Source organism: Gracilibacillus suaedae, assembly GCF_017599345.1.
In the GTDB taxonomy this organism is placed as follows: Bacteria; Bacillota; Bacilli; order Bacillales; family Amphibacillaceae; genus Gracilibacillus; species Gracilibacillus suaedae.
Window position 1 is genome coordinate 20,756 of the sequence record NZ_JAGFVL010000045.1, and the last position, 24,161, is coordinate 44,916.

Below are 24,161 nucleotides of genomic sequence, written 5' to 3' on the forward strand. Positions count from 1 at the left end.
AATCTGATATATTGAACAAAAGAGGTGCTATGTATGCAACGAATCATTTTATTTGATGGTGTATGTAATTTTTGCAGTAGTAGTGTACAGTTTATTATTATGAGAGATCCCGATTTCAAGTTCCAATTTGCATCATTACAAAGTGAAAAGGGCCAACAATTATTAGCAAAACACCATGTCTGTCTAGATATAGATAGTATGGTTCTGATTGAAAAAGATCGTGTTTATACAAAATCTACGGCAGCTTTACGGATAGCTAACGAGCTTAAAGGAGTTTATCAACTGTTTGCCATATTTCTAATTATACCAAAACCAGTTCGTGATATTTTCTATACCATTCTAGCTAAAAATCGCTATCGTTGGTTTGGTAAAAAAGATCAATGTATGATACCAAAACCAGCAGACAAACAACGCTTTTTAGACACTTAAAAGGCTATCTCACAAAAACGAGATAGCCTTTTTTCTTAACAGGAGAGTATAATAATTGGATTCCTGTCTAGCTCCGAGTGCCTAGAAACCAGGTTGCTTCACAAATTGCTCAACGATAAAGCAGACTTGCCGATTGGTGAAACCAAAGGCATAGTCGCCCTGATGTCTTTAGGTGAAAATCATCATCGGTTCGCTTTTCTCCATGGTTCTTTATCACCAATCGCTATGTTCCTTAAGGACGCTCTGCGCTTATCTTAATTCTGTTCTCTTTTTTTTCGTTTTAATGTATATAGCCGAGCTTCTTCTCTGAATGCTTTAAATATCGAGAAGATAACCATAATCATGATAATGGCAAATGGGAAAGCTGCGATGATCGAGGCGGTTTGTAACGCTCCTAAGCCACCCTGCCATAATAATACAGCTGCAGTTCCTGATTGAACAATTCCCCATGCAATTTTAACAGGCACATCTGGGTTTAAATCTCCATTGGTAGTTTGCATACCAAGGACGAATGTTGCCGAATCAGCTGATGTAATAAAGAAAGTACTGATTAGTAACACGGCTAGTACTGACATTATTAAGCTTAATGGAAAGTTTTCCAAAACGGTAAATAGTGCCGCTTCTGAGCCGGATTCATTCATGATGCTAAGTATATCGATATTTTCGTTCATTTCTAGGTGAATAGCTGATCCGCCAAATATACTAAACCATAGTGCACCAAAAATGGTTGGTACTAGCAAGACCCCAACAACGAACTCCCTAACCGTACGACCACGGGATACACGGGCAATAAACATACCAACAAATGGGGCCCACGCGATCCACCAAGCCCAGTAGAAAATCGTCCATTTTTCTAACCAATGCGCATTTTCTTCATTAAATGGTGCCATACGGAAGCTCATTTCAGGTAAGTTTGAAATATAAGAGCCTAATGTCGTAGTAAAGAAATTCATAATGAAGTTTGTTGGACCAGTAAATAGTAGAAAGAGCATTAATAGTATAGCTACGACAATGTTGGTGGTACTTAGAATTTTAATTCCTTTATTTAAACCGGTTAAGGCCGAAAGCATGAATAGTATTGTAACGGCTATAATTATAATTAGCTGTGTATAGAAAGTATTCGAAATATTATTAGAAACAAATTCTAAACCACTGCCAATTTGTTGCGCACCAAGACCTAATGAGGTTGCAACACCAAATACAGTCGCAAATACAGCAATTACATTAATTAAGGTACCATAGCCACCATTCATTCTATCACCGTAAAGAGGCTTCAAGGTGCTGCTGATCAAACCAGGCTCGTCCTTTCTGAATTGAAAATAGGCTAGTGCAAGTGCTAATGTGGCATATACTGCCCATGGGTGAAAGCCCCAGTGAAAGAAACTATGTTGCATAGCTACACGTGCTGCCGCTGCTTCTGTATCGGTTGGGTATGGTGGATCATGTAAATGCCAAACTGGTTCTGCTGCACCCCAAAATACAAGACCAATACCCATACCAGCACTAAATAGCATACCGAACCATGTTAAGTAATTGTATTCGGGCTTGTCTCCATCTTTTCCAAGCACAATGTTTCCATATTTAGAGACAATTAAAAATATCGCAAAAATGACAAAAGCAGTAGTTACTAATAAGTAGAACCACCCGAACCGAGTTACCAGAAAACCTTGAATAAGAGAAGTGACATGGTCAAGGTTCCATTCGGGTAATACATCTTTAGGAATAATCCCCCATATAATAAATAACAGTGAAATTGCTAGAGAAATATAAAAGACTCTTGTAACCTTTTTCATCCTAACATCCTTTCCAAAAATTGTTTTGTGTATGAGTGCACAATTTACTTTACCCTTTTCTGCTGTGAACTATTCACCTTTTTTACACAACGTGTCGGATTTTATCAGAATTCACCTCAAAAATTCAAGTAATATGTTGAAATATACGAAAAAAACTCTTCCAGTTTTTCACTGGAAGAGCATTAACTTTAGTTAAACAAGGAAACAGCAGGTAGGCAAGTAATTGCACAGAAGCAATTTAAGTCTACAGTAATACAGATACCAGTACGTTCTAAATCTTCAACTTCTTCGTGATCAAGTTGCTCACATGGATCACCGCAAGCCTTGTCATCGTTGTCAAATACTAGTAGTTCTAATACTGCACAGCAGTCTTCATCATCTACTTCATTTACACGGAAAATAAAGCTGCTAAAGCATTCGAATTTGCCACCACGAACTTCTGCTCCGAACCCTTTGAAAGGTTTGCCTTTTTTATCATATAGAATAAAAGGTACAGTATCTAAGCCGTTACCTCGAACAGGAGACACTAAATCTTGAATAGATCGTGCACAGCTTACATCACATTCCATTTCTACAACGTTATCCTGAGCATCATTAATCGCACGAACAACATCGCATACACAATCACTTCCGCCAATTCCAGCTACATTGTTATCATCATTGCATCCTACTTTTCTTCCCATTAAAACTACACTCCTCTTCTAAAAAGTTTTCGTTAACAATAATAATCTATGTAGAAAATGTCTATCTGTATAGACAGAAGCCTTGTTTTCCATAATTAGGTCATGATTTTTTTCTCACAAGCGGTAGACGTTTGTCATATATATAAGTATGCATTGTTATAAGGAGGTAAAGAAGATGGACTCCATTAGTAAGAAGCAAGAATTACCGAAGTTATATATTACGCAACCCAATATGGCCGAACCAAAACGAACCATGCAGTCACAATATCATTCGGTGAGTGCCTACGATGAAACACAACAATCTCAAGATATTCCTAATCAGCATTTTTCAAAGAAGCAACTAAAAAATAAAAAATTTAATGAAATGACTATAAAGGAGAAAGTAATTTATTTTGCTTCTATGCCTTTTCACGTTCCAAAAGTAAAATGTGAATTAATAACGGAACGGAAAAAGTATATAGGACTAATTGAAGACTACCAAAACGAAATGGTGATTATAAAGGTAGCAAGTAAACCGAGGCCGATATCTGTTCCACTGGATCAAATTAAAGAAATCAACATGGTCGGTTTTTAATATCGTGGCAAATGACACTATTCTTTTACTATTGCATAAGATGTAATGACCATTTGAAACCTAGTACATTTTAATATAAAAGAAAGAAGGAGTGAAGAACGTGTCAGAAAAGAAGAAAGTGATTTATGTGAAAGACTTAGTTATCAAAGCAGATAATGTTCGCATTGAACCAACTCGACGTCATGATCCTTTCTTTGGTCCACGAGCTGTGGAAGCCGAAGATGAAGAACTACTTGAAAAAGATACTGTCGAAGAAGTTGAAGACGAACAAGACGATAATGACGACAAAGATAAAGACGTACGTCCTCCATTTTCATGGCTCTAATAATAAAACAGATAGCTTTTTCGTGAGAAGCTATCTGTTTTATTTTTGGTTCACGTATAAGAAAGTATAAATGGTTTGCATCGAATCGATAAGGATAATTACGGCTGGTAATCGCTGATTTTTCATTAGACGGACAAAAGTATGATTCATTTTCCGAAAATATGGGTATAGAATAATATATAAGCATGAAAGGGGATGGACGTTAATGGGATATATTATGCCAGTTGAGAACTATCAATATCAACAGTATCATAATCGTGTCACACGTGAAGAGCGTGACCCATTTCCAATTGAAAGGCTATACCCGATCCAATTTGGTATGCGTTATAAAGAGGAACGAACAAAGGAAAAGCCTAAAAGAATAATCATCCCGCAGCAAAAGAAAAGAAGGCGCCATCAAGTAACGGTACAAAAAAGTCAGCCGAATCATATGATATATGCAGAGGTCACTGGAAAAGGTGGAAAGTTTGAGGCAACTGTATAATAAATGATCAGTGGGGTTTTTAACCACCACTGATCTTATTAATACTTTTTCCACAATACATCATCAGACAGATCTACTTCACTTAATATCCTTGAACATATAAATTTTTGCCTTTTTCATACTCAGCATAAAAAACTTCTTGTACGGAAGTAATTTCTTGCTTTTTTAATTCTTCTTTTAACCAATTTTCATCTTTACCAATTTCACGAAGACTATCGGTTATTATTTCACCATCATTTATAAGCATAAAGGGCAATACGACTTGTTCAGGAGGATGGTTAAAGTCATTACGCGTGGGGGTTTGATAGCCGGTTTTCTTTAGAACGGAAACAGTACCATCTGTTTCCAAGATGGCATAGTCTACTTCGCGAATGGAAAATACATCTTTAGAGCGTAATAAATGTAATAACTGATTCATATCGAGCTTTCCTTCCTTCATTTCCTCGCGCTGTAATTTCCCTTTATGGATGACAAGCGACGGCCGACCTTCCAGGATCGATCTTGTATTCTTAAAACGTTGGGTAATAATTTCTGTCAAGTATAATAAAACCCCCCATAACAGAATTGCAAAAGCGATATCACTAATACCTACTTCATTATCATAGAGGGCATTCCCAACTAATTCCCCAAGGATAAGTGCAGAGATAAAATCAAATGCTGTAAGTTGTCTGATTTGTGTTTTTCCAAGTACCTTAGTTAAGATAAACAACATGACAAAACCAAACAATGTCTCTACAAAAATTGAACCGTAATGCATAGTTGTTTCTCCTATCTGTAACAGATTTTCTATTAGGATATACTAAAACAACAAAGTGCATACATGCTGAAACGGTTCCAAATTAATAAGCTAAAATGCATGTAACATTTTAGCTTCTGATGGAAGTCTCATAATGATTTTGTCATGGTGACATGGGGGATACCAGCATCCATGAATTCACCGGAAATCGTTTCATAGCCAAGTGATTGGTAAAATGCTTCTGCTCTTGTTTGGGCATTTAACTTTGATTTGGTTTTGCCTTTTCCTTTCGCAATTCCTTCCATAAATAGCAGGATATCTCGACCAAATCCTCTGCCTCGTTGTGATTGTAATACACAAATACGCTCCATCTTGGCGTAACCATCAACCAAGCGCATTCTACTGGCCGCTACTGGCTCTTCTTTCTCATATCCGATAAAATGAAGGGATTCTTGTTCCAGTTCATCAATTTCTAAATCTTTCGGTACGCCTTGTTCTTCTACAAAAACAGTGAATCGAACTTTATAGGCATCTTGTAATTCTTTTTCTGTATTGACTATTTTCAATTCCATTGTTTCTCCCCTTATCCTAACATCTTGATTAATATTTCTTTTAAATCTTGTTGCCAATATTTCCATGTATGATTACCATTAAATTCATCATAATGATAGACCTGCAGTTTACCAGTTAAGGTCTGATTTAAAGTACGATTAGGTGTTAAGAAATCCGCAGTTTCTCCATTTGTCATGTGTACCCCTGTTTCTTCTTTTCCGATCGAGTGAAATACTTCAATATGTGAAAATTCCGCGGCCTTGCTTGCTCTTTTCAACACATCTTGATCGACATAAGGTGACTGCATAATAACCGTATCAAATGTATGTGGAAATTGGGTTGCGATCATAAATGCTAATGTTCCGGCTAGTGAATCTCCGATTAATATTCGCTTTACCGGTGTAATATGTAAATGATTCTCGACATAAGGAATCGCCTCTTTTACGAGAAAAGCAATATAAGCATCCTGCTGTTGACCACTCGGATGATATTTTTCCCATCGATCATTTTTATCTTGATAATGAATACCAACAAAAATAGTGGCTTCAATCTCTATATCTTCATGTAATTGATCGCTTAAAGTAGCAACACGCCCCATCCTGAAATAATCATCACCATCATTCATGATACATAATTGATAATCTTTAAAAGCTGTAAATCCTTCTGGAAGGTACCACTTTATCTGGATTTCTTCATTCAGATGTTCACTATGAATGGTCGCATCTTCCATCGTTCCATTGCGTCCCACATAAACTCCCCCTTGTCATTATGTATTTTAACAGGATTTCTTTTTTACTGCATTATTTTAGCAACTGTCTTGAAATTGGCGCCATGCTGAGACTTTGAATGGTTAAAGATAATAGTACAATGGTGAAGCTAACACCAACAATCCAATCACTGTTCATGCTGCTAGTGTTTTTGGCGTATAAGGTGAGAATTAAAAAGACAGACATCGATCCTTTTAATCCAGCCCACGATATTAACAAGTTGTAACGCCAGGAAAGCGGGTGGATTATCTTTGTTACAGCATAACTAATGATGTAACGTGCGAAAATCATGAAGACAAAGATGACGATAGCATACAACCAATAACCTATCGCTAAATATTCGGTAATTTCAATACCGATGACTAAAAATAATATCGCAAGTAAACTGTTCTCCACAATCTCCCAAAATCCGTCTAATGATTCACGAAAATGAGCTTCTTTAATTGCTCGTCCATATTCAAATGAAATCATCATTCCGCTTGAAACAGTTGCTAAAACACCAGAAACATTAACTGCTTCAGCAATTAAGAATGAACCATAAGCCAAAATAATACTTAGCATAATTTGATAATTGCGATAATGAGAATAGTGGACCATCTTACTTACTAAATAACCACAGACAAGACCTATCGCAATTCCTCCAAATGAAACGAGCAGAAAATCGCCAAGAAAAGTAGAGAACGAAAATGCTTTTTCTCTGGTTGCAATAGCAAATAAAGTGGTGAAAAGCACAATACTAGTCCCATCGTTTAACATGGATTCCCCTTCGACCATGCTGGCAATCTGTTCATTTCCTGTTGCTTTCTTGATAATGGAAACAACTGATACGGGATCTGTAGGTGTTAAGATAGCTGCCACAACAAAGGCAGCGCCTAAATTAATAGGAGCGATTATAAAAATAAAATAACCTAACATTAGTACATTCAAAATAATTCCGATTGTTGCCAAGGAAATAATTATATTTGCATTCTGACGGAAATCGTTTATTGGAAATTGATAAGCAGATACAAATAGCATGGCAGGTAAAAAAATATGGTAAATAGTATTCTCCGTCAGTTCCATCGACTCAAAAAATGGAATGAAAGATAGCCCGATGCCAAGTAATATGAGCACGGTTGGAACAGGAAAGTTTTCTTTTTTTGTATCAATTGTAAAAATAAGATAGCCTATAAAAAGTAAAATAACAATTTGTTCAATCGACATTTTTTCACCACCTATTGTTTATTATTCCCATATTTTTTCATCAAAAACACATGTATGTTTAAGCATATTCTAGGCAAGCTAAGCAAAAAAGGATGTGTGTATTCGAGATGAAAAAGCTCTGTTTATGCTTATTATTTTTCATGATGATAACTTCAACAGTATTTGCAAATGGTCAAACAGCTCTGGTAACAGATGAAATATATAAGGATATCGAGTCACTAAAATATCCACAAGTGTCTGAAACTGAGAAACCCGGGATGGAAGATAAAATAAACAAGGCGTTCCAAAAGTATATAAAAGAGTCTTATAAGGAATTAAAGGAAAATGAACAGCAAGCTGAGAAATACGATTTTCATGCAGAATACCAAACAGATTATGAAGTAAAGTATAACCAATCGCCGAAATTGAGCATTCTGACAAGTAACTATATATATAGTGGAGGAGCACATGGGAACACTACTGTTGAATCGTTTAATTTTGATATCGATAAGGGAAAACGTGTTTATTTAACCAATATTCTTACGGAAAAAGAGCAGATTGAAGCTGTTAGTGATTATGTATGGGAGTATGCCACAGAACGACCAGACATATTTTATCCAGACTTGAAAAAGGAAGACATTAAATTAACGAAGGATACGGCTTTTTATTTTACAGATGACGGAATTACTCTCGTATTCCAGCAATATGAGATTGCACCGTATGTTGCAGGGAATCAGGAAATTCATGTGCCGGCAGAGGTATATGAGAAAAATGATAAAAAAATGAGGAACATTTAGAAATATAGCTGATTTCAAAACAATTAAATAACGCATGAAACCAAGGCTTTTAAGTCAGGTTTCATGCGTATTTGTGTTAAATGTGCTTTGTTCCAATTTTATTTTGCAAATACATGATTTCCAATTTTTACTGTAGTTTGTTGGTCAAAAATCCAAGCACTTGCAGCTGTTTCTGGATTGTAGAAATAAATCGATCCTTGCCCTTGTCCACGAAAAGCGATTGCTTCTTCTACTGCACGCTTGGCTTCACTATCTGCGGGTTTATTAATTTCTCCATTTTCAACAGGACTAAATGCATAAATTGCCCCATTCTCATACGTTTCATACACAACACCTTTTATAGTGTTTGGAAAGTTCGAATGATCGACACGATTTAAGATAACAGTTGCTACTGCCACTTTTCCAGCGTACGGTTCTCCTTTTGCTTCAGCATGTACTAATCTTGCTATTAATTCTTTGTCAGCTTCTGAAATTGACGTTGGTATTGTCAGTTTCGCTCCAGGGTATAAAAGAGAAGAAGAGTAATTATTAACATTCATGAGTTCATTTGTAGATACACCATGTTTTTGGGCTACTTTCCAAAATGTATCCCCTTGTTTGACTGTATATCCTTCAACGAAACCAGGCATAATCGTAAGACCTGTAATAACCATTAAACTAGTTAATAAAACTTTTATTTTCAAAATTCATTACCTCCTGTGATTAATCTATTAACTAGACTAGCAAATGTAACATAAAGAATCGCTATGATAATTTTTCCAATACATAGAAAGCCTGCTATAATAGATGACAGAAAAGTTTACCAACGTTTCATGATCTGGTAAGAATAGGAGATAATAGCAATAAAGCCTAAGATTATGACAATTGTAAAGGTATTGAAACAAGGAAATACACGATATGTTACAAGTGGGTATCTATCAGGTTATTCATTGACATATTATGAGAGGTTGATTATATTATTATTACGTACCTTTTCCGATAAATTTGATTGGAAAAATAATTTGTAAGATCTGATAGTTCAGCGGGAGAACGCTTGCTTGACAGGCAAGAGGTCGGGGGTTCAAATCCCTCTCAGATCATTGTTTAGAGGCACATTCCATAATTTTGGGTGTGTCTTTTTTTGTCATTAAAGCTAGGAATTGGGAAGATAAAAAAAAGACGTAATATAATACGCTTGAATTTATCACAATGCTAACCATATAAAAGAAGAAGCCCTAAATGTTAAAAAGTTAACATTTAGGGCTTTTTGAATTGATCGAATCCATTTCAAAAAACTCATTGGCAGGCTACTCCGTATTGAAATTTTGATCATCATCAGCAGAATAATTGCTATTATTTTCCTCTTCCAGTTCTAATTCCTGCTGCAATTGCTGTGATGCTGTGTTTAATCCCTCTTCTGTCGGGATGAAATAGTAAGTACCATCAATTCGTTGATCTTCCCCTGTTATTTCATAAGTTTTGATATTAGAAGTATTGATGGAGGAGTATGCTTGCTGTAAACTAAAAATTTCGGTTGCACTCAAGCTTGTTGTCACATTTTCTCCTAAGATATCGGTGATTTCCCCTACTTTAAACAGTGTTTTTGTTGAAATAGCTTCATCAATAGCTGCTTGGATAAATTGACGTTGTCTTTCATCACGAGAATAGATGTTATTTACATCCCGTTTTCTCATGCGGACGAATGCTAAGGCTTCTTCCCCGTTTAATTTGCTTAATCCTTCTTCAAAGTATATTTTCTCTCCGCCTACATAGAAATTCTTTTCCCAGAAGGGTTCCTTTACATCAACTGTGACACCGCCAAGTGCGTCCACAATATCTCTAAACCCATCAAAATTTACTGTGACATACTCATCAATGGGGATATCAAGCAATTGTTCTACCTTTTCAACAGTCAGTTTATTGGCACCATAGTCATAGATAGAGCCATAGGTATAAGCAGCATTTATTTTATGGAAGCCAGGATATTGACCAGCTTCTTCTGCCGAAAATTCTATTCTTGTATCACGTGGGACGGTTGTCATGGTCATCTGATCTGTATTTGGATTAATTGTCACAACAATTTGTGTGTCTGCACGCCCATTCTCCCCATCTGTTTCGTAATCTTCCACACCAATTAATAAAATCGAAAAAGGATCGTCTCCAACCGTAACTTCTGTTTCTCTTCGTTCTGACTTTCCATCCGGACGATCTATTTCTTCATGGGATTCATTCGTAGCACCATAAACGTTTATAAATAAGTAAATCCCATAGCCAATGATGGCGATGATTATAAATAAAATAATCCCTAGTATTAGTTTTTTCCACTTACTTGATTTTTTTCTGTTTTGTTTATCTGTGCGTCGTTCACTCAAAATAAATACCTCACCTTTATTGTCTATTATTCTACTAAAAAGTTTTGTGATGTGTTGATAACTATTTCACCTAATTTGACGAATTACCATATAAAAAGTTACAGGTATTTAATGATTTAGTCAAATAATAACAAAGCATTTGGAGTATCTTCTATCTAAATTATATTAGTTCGAGAGTTTATTAATTAAACGCATTAACCGCTGACCAGACGAAATTTTATTTATATAGCTTTGTGATAAAAATTCAGTAATTGTTTTGTCCGTATAGGACTGTAAATCTTTATTAGTAAAAAAATCTGAAACTAATGCGGATAGTTGCTTAGGGTCAGATTGAATAAGTTTCCCCATATCATCATAATAACCGGTGTAACCAGGCGAGGATTCATCTAATATGAACACTGGTTTTTTAGCTAACATGGCTTCCAAAGCTACTGTGGAAGCATAAGAAACAACCACATCCGCTATGCTGAAAAGATCATAGTGATGATAACCTTTGGAAGAATAGACAAATGAATAGGTATCCTGAAGAGGGTGGTTCCTATTATATCTGAAATCTTTGATGATCACATTTACGCTATCGTTAGTACTTAATTGATCAAGGAAAGCAGTCCAATCTTCCAAGAGCAGTTGCCCGCGAATAATCAGTAAAATAGTTTGCTTTGTTGAATCAATTGCAAGATTTCTTTTTATTTCTTCCTGTCGTAATTTTGGTACTCGTTTGATCATATCAAATCGTGGGTGGCCGATGATTTCTAAATCTTCTTTGTTTACTCCATTGTTTTGATACCAATCTATCTCATAAGGTCCATAAACAGCATCGACATCTGCAATTTTTGGTATATAACCGAATTCTTTACCGATAATTCCGTGTTGCATACAAATAGTCGGAATCCCATATCCAGCTGCAACAAAAACTAATGTCCGGCTTTCCGGGTAATGAGTGGAAGGGACAATGACAGTGGATATGGACTCCTTTCTGAATAAATTTGCTGCTTCTTCAATCCGGTTGACGATTGTATCTAATTGCATAAACAATCTACTTCTGAATATTTTATTATTATAGACTAGATGATTTGGAAATTTTGATAAGATGGTGTTAGCTGTCCTTTTCAGTTCATTTATGGTCTGTCTCACGTTTCTGTTATACTTATCAAAATTTTGTATTGTATAACCTTGCAACCCAACAAGATAGTTTTTCTCTTTCCTTTGTGGAATAGTATCTTGCATAATCAATGTCTTTCTTTTGTCAAAATATTGATAGAACGTGTCATTTGGAAATCGTAACAGGTCATATACATCGTGTAAGAGTATTTTACCATTCTCCTTTTTGATAATTGGTTTTTGTATCGCTTCTTTCTCTTTACTAAATGTTTGCTGAATTTCAGATAAATCGTTTAATGTATTATTAAGTAAGCTAGTGAATGAAGGATCATCTAATGACTTGATTAATTCCTTGTTGTTTCTGATTAAACTTCCGTAATGGAAAAGATAAGCTAGTGAGTAGCCTTTGTATTCTAATTCCGTAAAGTCATCCAAAAAATCGAGATAAACCGTCCAATAATTCTTTTCATAAGTGTTCATTCCTAATCTCCTTTTCTATGAAGTAAGACTATGCTCAGTGGGGGTGACCCCATTGAGCATTAACAAAGCTTATCAGGGTGTTAGCATCTGTTATCCCAAAACCTTAATTTTTGTGTTACTTGAAATTTGAAGTGGGGGTCTTACAGACGTTTAGCAACGTGATAAAAGGTTAGCTTAACTTTTATTCGAAAAGCAATCTAGAAAACGACAAGTTAAGCATAGTTATCAAAGTTCACAGTGCTGGCATAATATTTATTTATATTCCAAAAATTAATATCAGTGAGCGTAAAGGCCTACTATAGAAGGATGTTTCAGTATAAATAGGCAAGTTCTGGTTACTATAAGAGTATTCTATTATCGTCATGGAGGGAACGAAATGTCGAAACAACGTAAAAAAGAAAAACCTAATTATGCTCCTACAAATCCGGATGAAAAAATGCCTGATAAGCAAAAAAGAGGAAGAGGGAAATCTCCTTCTCGAGGTAATCCGTTGTAGAATGAGTACCTCATTAATTTGGAAGAAGGGAGGAAGTTCATCCTTCCTTCTGACTTTCAATCTCCACTCTACGATAAATCCACTTTTTCGCCATGCTATCTATCCTATTCATGACTTGAAAACGGAACATATAATATGACAAAGTCTATAAATTAGAAGGGGGAAGATCTCCGATGCCGTGTTTACCTGGTTATCGATATTGTGGTCCAGGCTGTAGTGGGCCGGGTGTGCCATTGAATCGATTAGATGTTTTTTGCATGGAACATGATGATTGTTACCGACGACATCGATCTCATCAGTATTGTGATGATGTATTCTTGAAGAAATTACAACCATATATCCAACGTAGAGATGAAATCGGTAGAAATGCAGCTCTTATGTACCGAGCTATCTTATTTAAAAGAGGGTTATAGTTCAAATAGAAAAACACATTAGTGTATTGAACTTTACTAATGTGATTTTATTGATTTCAATTTTTACCAAGTTGCTAACCGTCCGTAAAATCTTACTTGTAGAAAACAGGTTCTTCATAAAGCAGACAAACATCACTTGCTACACGGAATCCATTCACCAGAAGAATTGTGGAGTTATCACCGCCCATTTTACCTAGACTTTTACCCAATTATGGTTTTGGTGAATAAGATGTAGTAGGGCGTGAGGTGATTATTTTGAACAAATTGTATAACAACGAAATAGCGAAGCGAAAACAGCTTGACCCTTGGGAAAAATCTATGGTTTTCCATTTTGAAGAAAATATGACAGACAGAGAATACCCGTTTCCTTGTATCCCGGCAACGATTGGCTATGTGTTAAATCAAATAAGGTATGGATTTGTAGGGGACCCAACTGAGGAAGAAACGGTTCAAGCACTTGCTGAATTATTGAGTATATATGCAGTGCAATGCAAGAAATTTGGAGAATACACTTCACTGATCATATTTTATAGGTTACCTGAGGAGATTAAGAAAACATATACGATCGAACAATACGAACAGTTATTTTGGCAACAGTTGAATAAGCTTGTCGGATACGATAAAGAAGCATGGCCGGGTGAAATTCCAACTGATCCCCATCACCATATGTGGGAATTTAGTTTTCATGGTGAAAGATTTTTCATGTATTGTGCAACACCAGCACATCAAAAACGAAACAGTAGAGGTTTTCCTACATTGATGTTAGCTATTACTCCAAGGTGGGTGTTTCAACAATTTAACGAATCGAAACACGCTGAGAAGATAATGAAAAAAGTAAGAAAAAGATTAAAAAATTATGATTCCATCTCGGTTCATCCGGAGTTAAAACCATATGGAGCAGAAGATAATTTTGAATGGAAACAGTATTTTTTACGAGATGACAACCAAACGTTATCGAGATGTCCCTTTCATTATAAAAAGTAAATGCATGGTGAAAATCTTTGCATTTACTTTTTTTGCTGTAAAATCCTTTCAAAACTTTTATAATTAAATAGTGGAAAGATAGTAAAATACAAAGCAGAAAGCGAGGGATCCAAAGTGAACAGGCCAGAATCAAATGAATATGCTGACTACTATGCAACTTATGTATCTATGGTACCAGAAGGTGCTATCATGGATATTTTGGAAATGCAGAGCGAGGATTTGTTGAGGCGACTGAACCATTTAACAGAAGAACAGGCTAGTTTTCGTTATGAACCTGAAAAGTGGAGTATAAAAGAGGTAATCGGACATTTAACGGACACAGAACGTTATATGGGTTATCGTCTTTTTTGCATAGCACGAGGGGAAAAGAACAATTTACCTGGTCACAATGAAGAGGATTTTGTACAAGAAGCAATGTTTGATACATATTCTCTACATACACTGCTAGAAGATTATACATCTGTTCGAAATGCTACCTTACAATTGCTCAAAAACTTACGAAATGATGTCTGGACAAATTGGGGCAATGCAAATGGTTTCCCGGTAACCGTCCAAGCACTCCCATTTATTATTGCAGGGCATGAGCTTCATCATTTGAAAATACTAACAGAACGCTATTTTCAGAATGAAGATTTTCCAGCTTAATCTAACTGGCTAAACAGATAAAAGAGGCTAACTAGGTACCGCCCCCCGAAAGTTAGAGTAGAAAAACTAACTTTTGAGGGTAACCACCTATTGACTTTATATAGTTAGTCTCTTTTACTATTTACTCCATTTTCTTGGACTCCAAATCGTGCCTTCCATTTCTCCTTCCATTTGGTCCATCCGTCTTTCTTGTTCTTCAATAATATCGACAGCTGCCTTTATCAGTGTGCGAAGATAGTAGTCATCGGTTGAGTTAAGAACTTGTTGTAATTGGTGGATCATCCATTCATTTTCTTCCGTCATTTTTTGCCTCCTATTCAAGAAACATTTCATCGAGTACCATTTTTAGCTCGTCTATTTTGTCTCGGTTCTCTTGAATTCGCTCTATCGCAAATGTTATCGTATTAGTTTCAGTTGTAGATTCGGCCGTTTTCTGCAACTGTTTAATCAGCCATTCCTCTCTGGTTGCTAAACTAATATCTTTTTCCATTGTGAGCATCTGCCAATATTTGATTAAAGTATTCTTTTTCTCTTCTTCTTCCATATAAAAAAACTGAAATACGGGAAATGGTCTAAGATAAACCATCCCTAGTTTATTTGCCATCGCTTGAAATGGTTTCGTGAGTTCGCTTATCGTAAATAATTCTTCACCGCCTGCCTGGTATTCTCTCTCAGCTACACCGATCATCATAATTAATCCAAATTCCTTTCCGGCAAGTGGCTTTCTTCTAGTACCATAACCAAAACCTTCTCCCAACACTTCATCTTGCCATTTCTTTAAAAGAGGTGTTCCACTATACCAATAAAAAGGAAATTGGAAAATAATCCGATCGTGCTTTTTTAATAGATTCTGCTCTTTCACTACATCTATCCTGCCATCTGGGTATAAATGTTCTAAATGGTGGATGGTTATGTCTGTTTGATTTTTGATGGAGTTTAAGAAGTATTGTTGACTACCAGATTCGATAATTTCTGGATGAGATATGATTAGTAAGGTTCTCACGTCTAGTCTCCTTTCGGTTGCGAAGATATTTTACTTATGTATTCTTTTTATAACCGAAAACATTCGCCTTTACACATAAAATAACTCCTAAACTAAATAAATTTCCATATTATCCGATATTATACTGTAGGAACTAAAGGAGGAATAAGATGGAAGTCAACATTGAACAGTATCATCCGGTATTACAGGCTTTTGTTAGAGTAGGTCCATTTTTACAAACGCTTATCAATGACGATATCACTATTGGCATTTATGATGCAGAGAAACTAATCATTAATTACCCAGCTCAAAATTTTTCTCTCAATGTTCAACCAGGTGATCCCTTAATGGATGGGGACATTGTGACCAAAGCAATTAAAGAAAATAAAAATCAAGCAGCCGCTGTTCCGCCTGAATTATTCGGTGTTCATTTAATTGCAAGAGCAATTCCTTTACATGATGAGGAAGGTAATGTAATTGGTGGAGTCGGAGTTGGACAAAGTATTGCGGATGCACAAAAATTAAATGAAACATCGAGCAACCTTTCAACAGTGATGGATGAGGTAACAAATACAGTGGAAGATATGGCAAATGCGATTAACACTCTGTCCAATGATATTCATCAGGTTTCTGACAGGGCCAACACAGTCAGTAGTAGTGCGGAAACCATTGAGAAAATGTCCAATGTGGTGAAAGAAATTGCCGAGCAAAGTAATTTGTTAGGACTTAATGCTGCGATTGAATCTGCTCGTGCCGGCGAGCATGGTAAAGGCTTTTCTGTGGTGGCAGATGAAATTAGAAAGATGGCAAATAACTCGAAAGAACAAGTGAATGAAATTCAATCGATAACGAATGAGATAAAGGATGCAATAAGTAACCTAAATGAACGTATTCAGAATGTAAACGAGCAATCTGACTCACAAGCAGCATCTATTCAAGAACTAACAGCAACAATGGAGGAAGTTAACTCTAATGTTCAAGTTTTAGCAAACCTTGCAAAGAAAAACGTAGCAGTAAAAGAAAACTAGGAGGTTTTGTGATGTTAGATTTTCAAACTTTACATAGTCAATATATCGATGGTAGTTGGAGAGAAGGCAAAAGCAGCTTGCAAATGGAAAATAAAAATCCTTATAATGATGAGGTGTTGGCAAGCTATCAAGCAGCAAGTAAAGAAGATGTTGATAGAGCTTACCAATCAGCTAAACAAGCCCAAAAAAATTGGGGAACAGTGAATCCAGCTGTCAAACGTGAAATTTTTGAAAAAGCTGTTCTTGTAATCGAAGAAAAACATGAATCAATTGCTCAAATCATTACCAAAGAAATTGGTGGTACACGGTTAAAGGCTGAATTTGAAATTGGTCTTGTGAAAAATATGTTGAAGGAAGCTGCAACCTTTCCTTTTCGGATGGAAGGAAAAATTCTCCCTTCTGTAACGGATGGGAAGGAAAATAGGGTGTACCGTGTACCAGTAGGTGTTGTCGGTGTGATCAGTCCGTTTAATTTCCCTTTCTTTTTATCGATGAAATCTGTTGCTCCAGCTTTGGCAGCAGGCAATGGAGTTGTGTTAAAGCCGCATGAGCATACCGTCATTACTGGTGGAACTATGATTGCGAAAATATTCGAGGAAGCAGGATTGCCAAAAGGATTATTAAATGTGATAACAACCGAAATATCTGAAATCGGTGATGCGTTTGTGGAACATCCTATTCCGAAATCAATTTCATTTACTGGTTCAACTCAAGTTGGTCGCCATATTGGCAGTGTAGCCGGTAAACATTTAAAAGAAGTACATTTAGAACTAGGAGGCAATAGTGGCTTAATTGTACTTGATGATGCTGATCTAGATTTAGCGGTTAGTGCTGCTGTGTTTAGCCGCTTTACACATCAAGGGCAAATTTGTATGTCTGCCAATCGTATTATTATTCATGAAGCAGTGTATGACAACTTCGTAAAGAAATACTTAGCAAAAGTTTCTGAGTTAACTTGTGGAGATCCTAGTGATGAGAAGACAATTATTGGTCCACTAATCAATAAAAAGCAAGTAGAAGTTACTTCCAAACTTATTGAAGCTGGTATTAAGGAAGGTGCAAACCCGCTGATTAAAGGGGAGGTTCGAGGCAATATTGTAGAGCCAGTTGTTTTTGGTAATGTTACAAAAGACATGAAAATTGCGAAGGAAGAAATTTTTGCACCAGTTGTAAGTTTGATTAAAGCTAGTAATGATCAAGAAATAATTGAAATTGTTAATGATACGACATATGGATTGAGTGGTGCTGTCCATACGCAAAATATCGAAAGAGGCGCACAGCTAGCTAAACAAATGGAAACAGGTATGATCCACATAAATGATGGTACGATTAATGATGAACCTAACGTAGCTTTCGGTGGTATGAAAAATTCAGGTGTAGGGCGATTAAATGGGGAATGGAGTTTAGATGCCTTTACAACGACAAAATGGATTTCGATTCAGCATAATCGAAAACAGTTTCCGTATTCCTAGCAATAAGTATTCTAATAACTAGGTATATAATACACGGGAAGGAAATGTCTATAAATTAGATGTTTTCTTTCTTTTTTTATGGTCGAGAAAATTAAAAATTTCACTATGTAGTGTTGAGTATCGCCCATGAGTCCCCCTACTAGAATAACATGTTCGTCGTGCCTTTAGCTGAAGGGGGCAACCCCACGGAAAGAGAAGTGGGCAGCCGGAGTGGTTGGTGATTTCACAATGGCGACTAAAACAAGCACAGATCCAAATAGCATTTAGTGATAAGGGCCGTGCGGTTTGCCCAGTTTTTTTCCTAGTTATCAGGTTTAAGAATGGTCCTTTGCATTGGTACTCCGCCCATACTAATGTTTCTTTCAATGAACATATAGTTTTTTCCGTCGATGGAGAATCTTCTATCACCTAGGTATACGACAACCCTACCTTCACTTTCTAGCTTTTTTTGAATAGCTGCGACATATTCACTGTATTGGATGTAACGATCATCTAAATCAATAATAATGTTTCCTTTTTTATACCCCATTAACCAATTAAATAAGCTGAAAGCTCCTATAAACATAATGATAACTAAAACAAAATGAAAGAACATAAATCTCCCTCCTTATTCGGATTACGTAAAATTCATGGCATTCGTTTCACAAACTAAGATTTAACTACGATAAAAGCCGTAAAAAATGGCAAAATATCGTAAGAAAGATGTATTTGAGATGGATTGGATTTCAGTGAAACACATTCTTTTACAGAGATTGTTATCAAAGTTGTTTAGTGAGTGCTAAAAGATTATACTGTAACCGTAAAATCTATATCTGACAAGGAGTGATCGAATTATGAAAGATTTATATCCTTCTAGAATTAAAGGCATGCCTTCCATTTTGGAAAGAAAAGATCCGATAATTCACAACTCCACAAAAGAGGATGGTCCTTTACAACGAAAAGAATTAGATTTTTACGAAGAGAATGGTTATCTATTTATGGAAAACTTTTTCTCTTTTGAAGAGGTAAAAGTATTACAACAAGAATTAAAGCGAAATATGAATGACAATAAGTCTTCTGATCAACCTTACGTAGTAAGAGAAACTGGCGGCGATGAAATCCGCTCCGTATTTGATGTGCATAACAATGATGAATTTTTCCACAATTTATCGTCACATCAACGTATTGTTGAAATTGCACAACAATTATTAGGAAGCCAGGTTTACATAAACCAATCTCGAATTAATTTTAAACCTGGTTTTAAAGGAAAAGACTTTTATTGGCATTCTGATTTCGAAACCTGGCATATGGAAGATGGAATGCCTAACATGCGTGCGGTTAGTTGTAGTATTATTTTGACGGATAATTATTCTTACAATGGCCCACTATTATTGATTCCTGGTTCACATCGTTACTTTGTCCAATGTGTTGGCGAAACACCTGAAAATCATTTCGAGCAATCTTTAAAAATGCAAAATATAGGTGTGCCAGATCATGATAGTATTAACTGGTTATTAGAAAAGGGCGGAAGAATTGATAGTGCGACAGGACCTGCTGGATCTGTATTATTCTTTGAATCTAATACCATGCACGGTTCTAATAGTAATATTTCGCCAATGCCTCGCAGTAATGTGTTCTTTGTCTTTAATAGTATCGAAAATAAATTAGTAGAACCATTCGCAAATATATCACCAAGACCAGAGTTTATTGCAAACCGAACAAATATTAAGCCGATTGAACCAAAACCTTTTGATATTAATAAGAAGAAAGTGTTATTACATCAATAAAACAAGAGCCCCGCTAATAGGTAGCGGGGCATTCTATAGGTTTTCAATGTCTAGCCGAATTAAACTGCTGGAATTTTGTTACTTGTTCCTTGTTGCATCTTATACATCTGATGATAGTTCCCTCGTTGTTGCAATAGTTCTTGGTGTGTTCCTTTTTCAATAATTTGTCCACGTTGTAGTACGATGATCTCATCAGCATGTTGAATTGTTGATAAACGGTGTGCAATGACTAGCATTGTTCGGCCTTTGGCGAGAATTTTCATTGCCTCTTGAATCAACCCTTCTGTTTCTGTGTCAATATTCGCAGTAGCTTCATCTAAAATTAAAATAGCAGGATCGAATGCTAGTGCTCTAGCAAATGATAGCAACTGTCGCTGTCCGGTAGAGAATTCACTACCATTTTCCCCGACAGGTTCATCATATTGGTTTGGTAGCTTTTCAATAAATTGATCAGCACCTACTGCTTTTAGTGCAGCAATTGCTTTTGCTCTTGTTATCGCTGGATCATTTAACGTGATGTTCGACAATACTGTTCCTGTGAAGATAAACGGATCCTGCAGTACAATACCGATATGATGGCGTACCTGTTGGCGAGTCAGGGTTGAGGTATCTATGGAATCGATTTTGATCGAACCTTTTTGCGGATCATAGAAGCGAAATAATAAATTCATGATCGAACTTTTACCTGAACCAGTATGTCCGACAAACGCTACAGTTTCACCTGGTTTTACACGGAAGTTGACATTTTTTAAGATATAGTCGTCTTTTTCATAAGCAAAGCTTACATTGTCAAAAAGCACATCACCTTTAATTCTGTTCATTTCCAGCTTTCCTATCTTCTCACCTTTTTCATCTAACAATTCAAACACTCTCGCACCAGCCACTCTTGCTTGTTCTAACTGTGGAAGTTGGTTGACGATTTGTGTCATTGGTTCAAACAAGCGGGTAAGATAATCAACGAATGCATATAATATCCCGGCTGTTATCAAACTCTCTCCAGATAAAGCATTAGAACCGAAGAACCAAATAAAAGCGACGAAAGCAACTCCACGTAATGCATTAACAAGATTGAAAGAGGTTAAGGCGGACAGAACAATCATTTTCTTTTGATAAGTGTAATGACGTGAATTTAATTGCTCGAATTCACCTTGTGTTTCATTTGTTCTTCGAAATGCTTGAATAATCGGCATTCCTTGAATCGATTCGTTAATCGAGGCATTAATCTCACTATTGGTAGAACGGATAACGCGATTATATTTTCCGGCGTATTTTTTAAATAATTTCATCCACACAAACAAAATCGGTATCACAATTAAACAAATAGTTGCTAACGACGCATTTAATAAGAAGAGGGCAACGAATATTCCTGTCATATATACAAATCCATTAACAAAGGTTTCCAGCACCTTGACATATAATTCTTTGATCGCTTCTGTATCATTGGTAACTCTCGCTACAATCTTTCCTGCTGGTCTTTTAACGAAATAATTCATTGGCAATTCTTCGACTCGTTGAAAAACATCATTTCGCATTCGTTGAATAATTTTGTTGGCTGATACTTGTAATAAATAAGTTTTAAAGTATTGAAAGATAGAAGCAATTAGTATTAGCCCTAGATACAATCCAAGTAATAAGACGATCGGTTTAATTTCTGGCTGAAAAAACTTGTACAGTTCACTAACAGTTAGTTGGGTACCATTTACCTGTTCTGTCGTATTATTATAACTAATTGTGATCAAATCATCATTAGCAGTTTGAACTGAACTGTTCGGTGGAACTTCTTGATCAACTAAATAAAAATTTTTCCCTGATTGTAAAAGGGTATACTGATTGATCATGTGATCTTGATCTGTAAGACGATCAGTCCGTTTCAGGAACATACCATTGAAGTGGACTACGTCTGCATCATGTTGTTCTTCCACTTGTGTCCAGTTAGTTTGAATGCCGACGATATGATTATCTATGACTCTTTTGGCGATAAAAGGTCCAGTCAGCTCTAATCCAACTGCAATGATTAAACAAACTAAACCGATTAGAATATATTTCTTACTAGTCAGTGCATATTGAAACAGTCTTTTTTCAGTTGAAGGTTTCATTTCTACACCTCACTTTCCATTTGCTGAATATTAAACTGTTCTTTATACCAGCCATTTAGCTTCATTAATTGTTCATGTGTACCACGCTCAGTGATCTTTCCATCCTCAAGGACGATAATTTGGTCTGCATGTTTCACTGCAGAAAGTCTGTGGGCAGCAATTAAAGTTGTTTTCCCGTGGCGTTCTTTTCTGAGATGCGTGATGATATTTGCTTCTGTATTGCCATCCACAGCAGATAGTGAATCATCTAAAATTAAAATTTCAGGATCCATTAGCAATGCTCTGGCTAAAGAAACGCGTTGTTTTTGACCACCTGATAAGGTTACCCCACTTTCGCCAACTAGTGTTTCCAACCCTTTAGGAAGAGCTTCAATATCTTCTTTTAAAGAAGCGGATTCCAAAATATGATGGATAGCTTCGATCGATTTTTCCCCGCAACCAAACAAGAGATTTTCTTTTACCGTTTTCGAGAAAAGGACGTGTTCCTGTGGTACATATCCAATCCAGCTTCGGGTTGTATCGAGTGTAAAACGATCAATGGGAATCTCATTAATGGTAAGCTTTCCATTGGGTGGTACATATTCTCTTAACAATTGTTTAAAAAGCGTCGTTTTTCCTGAACCAGTTTTACCGACAATACCGATTGTTTCTCCACGGTGAATAGTGAGATGAATATTATCTAATTGATTTCCGACCGCTTCAGGATAAGAAAAGGATACATTATTGAAATCAATCACTTCAGGCACTTTAACGTACGCAGGGTTTGCTGGGTCCTGCACATCTGATTGTTGGGTGAGTACTTTATCAACTCGGTCAATGGATGCATTACCACGTTGCATGACGTTAATTAATTCTCCGATCGCAAACATTGGCCAAATCAGCATTCCTAAATATACGTTAAAAGAAACAAGGTCTCCTAGTGAAATCCGATTTTCAAAAACCATTAACGCTCCATAACCTAACCCAATCGTATAAGAAATCCCGACTAATATATTGATACTAGGTTCAAAAAATGCTTCCATTTTGGCAACTGCTTTATTTTTTTGAAACACTTTTTCTGTCATGTTGGAAAATCGCTCGAAATCTTGTTTTTCTTGAACAAAAGCACGAATTACTCGAACTCCTCTAGCGGATTCTAACGTATAGTTGTTCAATTCACTAAAAGCAGATTGCGCTTCCGTAAAGCGAGTATGAATAACCTTTCCATACTTATGCACAATAAACGCCATAATCGGCATAGGAATCAAGGCTGCAAGTGTTAATGGCCAACTAATTGTAAATCCCATCATGAGGATGATGAATAACATGAATACGGTAGAATCGACTAACGTAAGTATACCGAAACCTGCTGTCATCATAATGGCTTTTAAATCATTGGTAGAGCGAGCCATTAAGTCGCCCGTTCGATTTTTACTATAAAATCTGGGACTCATCTTAAGAAAATGGCTCATTAAATTGGAACGCATTTTTCGTTCCAACAATAGGGATCCACCAAATAGGTTGTAATCCCAAAGAAACATAATTGCATAACTGATAATAATCAATCCAATAAAGATCATGATTATTTCAGTTAATCTTGCTGCGGTTAGTTCATTGTATTGAATGGCATCAATTGTCATCCCTACTAGTTTTGGGGGGATTAAATCAATAAAACTGACGATGATCAGTGCAGTAATCGCAACCGAATACCGTATCCAATGTTCTTTGAAGAACCATGATAATTTGTTAAACACGGAAAACATTTATCTATCTCCTTTCTGCAGAAACATCTCATTTCTCTGGTGTTGCTATCCGCCGTCTTTCCTTTTTCTTTCGTTTGTGAATAGGTGAGACATCGTTTGTAACATCTTTTTTCCTCCTTTTTTCTATTTGCATTGAATAAAAAAAGCGTATACGTTCATGACGTATACGCTAAAAAGTTACACTTATAGCAAATAATGAGGCCATCCTACAATAATGGCAACAAAAAAAGATCACGAACGAATCCGTGATTCTTCCGCTATTATGGAATTTTGATAATAAACG

Annotated in this window: 25 protein-coding genes and 1 tRNA gene; 12 read left to right on the forward strand and 14 right to left on the reverse strand. The window is 36.2% G+C overall.

The window, feature by feature from the left end:
* Nucleotides 1–33: 33 nt before the first annotated feature.
* Nucleotides 34–429: a thiol-disulfide oxidoreductase DCC family protein gene (locus J5J03_RS13435; protein WP_208590194.1), complete on the forward strand. Its 396-nt coding sequence runs from the start codon at nucleotides 34–36 to the stop codon at nucleotides 427–429.
* A gap of 254 nt (nucleotides 430–683) precedes the next feature.
* On the opposite strand, the gene J5J03_RS13440 is transcribed toward J5J03_RS13435, so the two are convergent.
* Both J5J03_RS13440 and J5J03_RS13445 read right to left on the reverse strand, forming a co-directional pair.
* Nucleotides 684–2,222, reverse strand: coding sequence for a glycine betaine uptake BCCT transporter (locus J5J03_RS13440; RefSeq protein WP_208590196.1), 1,539 nt, complete (start codon nucleotides 2,220–2,222; stop codon nucleotides 684–686).
* A gap of 188 nt (nucleotides 2,223–2,410) precedes the next feature.
* The gene (locus J5J03_RS13445; RefSeq protein WP_208590198.1) at nucleotides 2,411–2,905 is read right to left on the reverse strand and encodes a CotY/CotZ family spore coat protein; all 495 of its coding nucleotides are present in this window, start codon (nucleotides 2,903–2,905) and stop codon (nucleotides 2,411–2,413) included.
* Between the two features lie 175 nt (nucleotides 2,906–3,080).
* Between J5J03_RS13445 and J5J03_RS13450 the strand changes: the two genes are divergently transcribed.
* The 3 genes from J5J03_RS13450 (at nucleotide 3,081) to J5J03_RS13460 (ending at nucleotide 4,288) form a co-directional block, all read left to right on the forward strand.
* The gene (locus J5J03_RS13450) at nucleotides 3,081–3,479 is read left to right on the forward strand and encodes a CotO family spore coat protein (RefSeq protein WP_208590200.1); all 399 of its coding nucleotides are present in this window, start codon (nucleotides 3,081–3,083) and stop codon (nucleotides 3,477–3,479) included.
* 100 nt (nucleotides 3,480–3,579) lie between these two features.
* Nucleotides 3,580–3,804: a hypothetical protein gene (locus tag J5J03_RS13455; protein ID WP_208590292.1), complete on the forward strand. Its 225-nt coding sequence runs from the start codon at nucleotides 3,580–3,582 to the stop codon at nucleotides 3,802–3,804.
* A 205-nt stretch (nucleotides 3,805–4,009) separates the two neighbouring features.
* Nucleotides 4,010–4,288 carry a hypothetical protein gene (locus tag J5J03_RS13460; protein WP_208590201.1) on the forward strand — a complete coding sequence of 93 codons (279 nt, stop codon included), beginning with the start codon at nucleotides 4,010–4,012 and terminating at the stop codon, nucleotides 4,286–4,288.
* A gap of 82 nt (nucleotides 4,289–4,370) precedes the next feature.
* Here the strand turns inward: J5J03_RS13460 and J5J03_RS13465 are convergent, their stop codons facing one another.
* The 4 genes from J5J03_RS13465 to J5J03_RS13480 form a co-directional block, all read right to left on the reverse strand.
* Nucleotides 4,371–5,045, reverse strand: a complete 675-nt coding sequence (locus tag J5J03_RS13465) for a DUF421 domain-containing protein (protein ID WP_208590202.1) — start codon at nucleotides 5,043–5,045, stop codon at nucleotides 4,371–4,373.
* A gap of 128 nt (nucleotides 5,046–5,173) precedes the next feature.
* Complete coding sequence (locus J5J03_RS13470) at nucleotides 5,174–5,596, reverse strand: GNAT family N-acetyltransferase (RefSeq protein WP_208590203.1); 423 nt, start codon at nucleotides 5,594–5,596, stop codon at nucleotides 5,174–5,176.
* 11 nt (nucleotides 5,597–5,607) lie between these two features.
* Nucleotides 5,608–6,324 (reverse strand): alpha/beta hydrolase, encoded by a 717-nt coding sequence (locus J5J03_RS13475; RefSeq protein WP_208590204.1) that lies wholly within the window; start codon nucleotides 6,322–6,324, stop codon nucleotides 5,608–5,610.
* A 52-nt stretch (nucleotides 6,325–6,376) separates the two neighbouring features.
* On the reverse strand, nucleotides 6,377–7,546 hold the full coding sequence (locus J5J03_RS13480) for a cation:proton antiporter (RefSeq protein WP_208590205.1): 1,170 nt from the start codon (nucleotides 7,544–7,546) through the stop codon (nucleotides 6,377–6,379).
* 107 nt (nucleotides 7,547–7,653) lie between these two features.
* On the opposite strand from J5J03_RS13480, the gene J5J03_RS13485 reads away from it, so the two are divergent.
* Nucleotides 7,654–8,322, forward strand: a complete 669-nt coding sequence (locus J5J03_RS13485; protein WP_208590207.1) for a DUF3298 and DUF4163 domain-containing protein — start codon at nucleotides 7,654–7,656, stop codon at nucleotides 8,320–8,322.
* A 98-nt stretch (nucleotides 8,323–8,420) separates the two neighbouring features.
* On the opposite strand, the gene J5J03_RS13490 is transcribed toward J5J03_RS13485, so the two are convergent.
* Entirely contained in the window at nucleotides 8,421–8,975 is a 555-nt protein-coding gene (locus J5J03_RS13490) for a cell wall hydrolase (RefSeq protein ID WP_231710753.1), read from the reverse strand.
* A 354-nt stretch (nucleotides 8,976–9,329) separates the two neighbouring features.
* Here J5J03_RS13490 and J5J03_RS13495 point away from each other — a divergent pair.
* Nucleotides 9,330–9,401: transfer RNA gene (locus J5J03_RS13495), tRNA-Val, on the forward strand.
* 207 nt (nucleotides 9,402–9,608) lie between these two features.
* Here the strand turns inward: J5J03_RS13495 and J5J03_RS13500 are convergent.
* Both J5J03_RS13500 and J5J03_RS13505 read right to left on the reverse strand, forming a co-directional pair.
* Nucleotides 9,609–10,673, reverse strand: a complete 1,065-nt coding sequence (locus tag J5J03_RS13500) for an LCP family protein (RefSeq protein WP_208590209.1) — start codon at nucleotides 10,671–10,673, stop codon at nucleotides 9,609–9,611.
* A gap of 165 nt (nucleotides 10,674–10,838) precedes the next feature.
* Nucleotides 10,839–12,254: a glycosyltransferase family protein gene (locus J5J03_RS13505; RefSeq protein ID WP_208590210.1), complete on the reverse strand. Its 1,416-nt coding sequence runs from the start codon at nucleotides 12,252–12,254 to the stop codon at nucleotides 10,839–10,841.
* A gap of 669 nt (nucleotides 12,255–12,923) precedes the next feature.
* Here J5J03_RS13505 and J5J03_RS13510 point away from each other — a divergent pair.
* The 3 genes from J5J03_RS13510 (at nucleotide 12,924) to J5J03_RS13520 (ending at nucleotide 14,792) form a co-directional block, all read left to right on the forward strand.
* The gene (locus J5J03_RS13510) at nucleotides 12,924–13,163 is read left to right on the forward strand and encodes a Parvovirus coat protein VP1-like protein (RefSeq protein ID WP_208590211.1); all 240 of its coding nucleotides are present in this window, start codon (nucleotides 12,924–12,926) and stop codon (nucleotides 13,161–13,163) included.
* A 246-nt stretch (nucleotides 13,164–13,409) separates the two neighbouring features.
* On the forward strand, nucleotides 13,410–14,147 hold the full coding sequence (locus J5J03_RS13515) for a YqcI/YcgG family protein (protein WP_407927834.1): 738 nt from the start codon (nucleotides 13,410–13,412) through the stop codon (nucleotides 14,145–14,147).
* Between the two features lie 168 nt (nucleotides 14,148–14,315).
* Nucleotides 14,316–14,792 (forward strand): DinB family protein, encoded by a 477-nt coding sequence (locus J5J03_RS13520; protein WP_208590288.1) that lies wholly within the window; start codon nucleotides 14,316–14,318, stop codon nucleotides 14,790–14,792.
* 117 nt (nucleotides 14,793–14,909) lie between these two features.
* Here J5J03_RS13520 and J5J03_RS13525 read toward each other — a convergent pair whose 3' ends face one another.
* Complete coding sequence (locus tag J5J03_RS13525; RefSeq protein ID WP_208590213.1) at nucleotides 14,910–15,095, reverse strand: hypothetical protein; 186 nt, start codon at nucleotides 15,093–15,095, stop codon at nucleotides 14,910–14,912.
* 10 nt (nucleotides 15,096–15,105) lie between these two features.
* Nucleotides 15,106–15,795 carry an NAD(P)H-dependent oxidoreductase gene (locus tag J5J03_RS13530; protein ID WP_208590215.1) on the reverse strand — a complete coding sequence of 230 codons (690 nt, stop codon included), beginning with the start codon at nucleotides 15,793–15,795 and terminating at the stop codon, nucleotides 15,106–15,108.
* A gap of 149 nt (nucleotides 15,796–15,944) precedes the next feature.
* Between J5J03_RS13530 and J5J03_RS13535 the strand changes: the two genes are divergently transcribed.
* Together J5J03_RS13535 and J5J03_RS13540 are read left to right on the forward strand one after the other, a co-directional pair.
* Complete coding sequence (locus J5J03_RS13535; RefSeq protein WP_208590217.1) at nucleotides 15,945–16,802, forward strand: methyl-accepting chemotaxis protein; 858 nt, start codon at nucleotides 15,945–15,947, stop codon at nucleotides 16,800–16,802.
* An 11-nt stretch (nucleotides 16,803–16,813) separates the two neighbouring features.
* Nucleotides 16,814–18,274, forward strand: a complete 1,461-nt coding sequence (locus J5J03_RS13540) for an aldehyde dehydrogenase family protein (protein ID WP_208590219.1) — start codon at nucleotides 16,814–16,816, stop codon at nucleotides 18,272–18,274.
* A gap of 301 nt (nucleotides 18,275–18,575) precedes the next feature.
* On the opposite strand, the gene J5J03_RS13545 is transcribed toward J5J03_RS13540, so the two are convergent.
* Entirely contained in the window at nucleotides 18,576–18,869 is a 294-nt protein-coding gene (locus tag J5J03_RS13545; RefSeq protein WP_208590221.1) for a hypothetical protein, read from the reverse strand.
* Between the two features lie 238 nt (nucleotides 18,870–19,107).
* Here J5J03_RS13545 and thpD point away from each other — a divergent pair, with 238 nt between their 5' ends.
* Nucleotides 19,108–20,040, forward strand: a complete 933-nt coding sequence (thpD, locus tag J5J03_RS13550) for an ectoine hydroxylase (RefSeq protein WP_208590224.1) — start codon at nucleotides 19,108–19,110, stop codon at nucleotides 20,038–20,040.
* 59 nt (nucleotides 20,041–20,099) lie between these two features.
* Here the strand turns inward: thpD and J5J03_RS13555 are convergent, their stop codons facing one another.
* Together J5J03_RS13555 and J5J03_RS13560 are read right to left on the reverse strand one after the other, a co-directional pair.
* Nucleotides 20,100–22,136 carry an ABC transporter ATP-binding protein gene (locus J5J03_RS13555; protein WP_208590226.1) on the reverse strand — a complete coding sequence of 679 codons (2,037 nt, stop codon included), beginning with the start codon at nucleotides 22,134–22,136 and terminating at the stop codon, nucleotides 20,100–20,102.
* A 2-nt stretch (nucleotides 22,137–22,138) separates the two neighbouring features.
* The gene (locus J5J03_RS13560; protein ID WP_208590228.1) at nucleotides 22,139–23,878 is read right to left on the reverse strand and encodes an ABC transporter ATP-binding protein; all 1,740 of its coding nucleotides are present in this window, start codon (nucleotides 23,876–23,878) and stop codon (nucleotides 22,139–22,141) included.
* Nucleotides 23,879–24,161 lie beyond the last annotated feature (283 nt).